The organism is Pseudomonas sputi (assembly GCF_021603585.1).
GTDB classification, from domain to species: domain Bacteria; phylum Pseudomonadota; class Gammaproteobacteria; order Pseudomonadales; family Pseudomonadaceae; genus Aquipseudomonas; species Aquipseudomonas sputi.
Map to the genome: position 1 here is coordinate 1 of NZ_BQHI01000073.1, position 439 is coordinate 439.

A 439-nucleotide genomic window follows, 5' to 3' on the forward strand; every position below is an offset into this window, starting at 1 on the left:
TGGGCCTCAATGGCCAATGGGCCAGCAAAGTCAACGTGGAGTGGGGGCCGACGTACCAGCGAGAAATTCAGATCATTCAGAAACTGGCGCAGCAGACGTCGGACTGGGTTGCGTACAGCGTCACCATCGCACCGCACAAACCGGTCGTTCATCCGGTGCCGACAGACGACCTGTTGCCGGTTTTCTCGGGCACCTGCTGGTTGAATGCCGTGGTCGAACTGCTCTTCAGCGACAGCGGCACCACCCGGTTTCCGGCCGTCGTTTCAGGCAGTACCTGGTCGTACCAGCGCCCTGATCCGTTTGCCGCCGAGGTTCCCCATACGATCACTGCCATCCAGATCGCCGCTCAGCAATCTTCACCTGAGGAAACGGTCACTTTCCAGCTCCCCAGGCCGATGGTTGCCCCGGTCATTACCGAGCCGCCGAAAGACACTGATGT

Annotated in this window: 1 pseudogene; it reads left to right on the plus strand. The window is 60.1% G+C overall.

Annotation, left to right across the window (positions count from 1 at the left end):
* Positions 1-439 (plus strand): annotated as a pseudogene (locus tag L6D81_RS29345) (hypothetical protein); the annotation flags it as partial.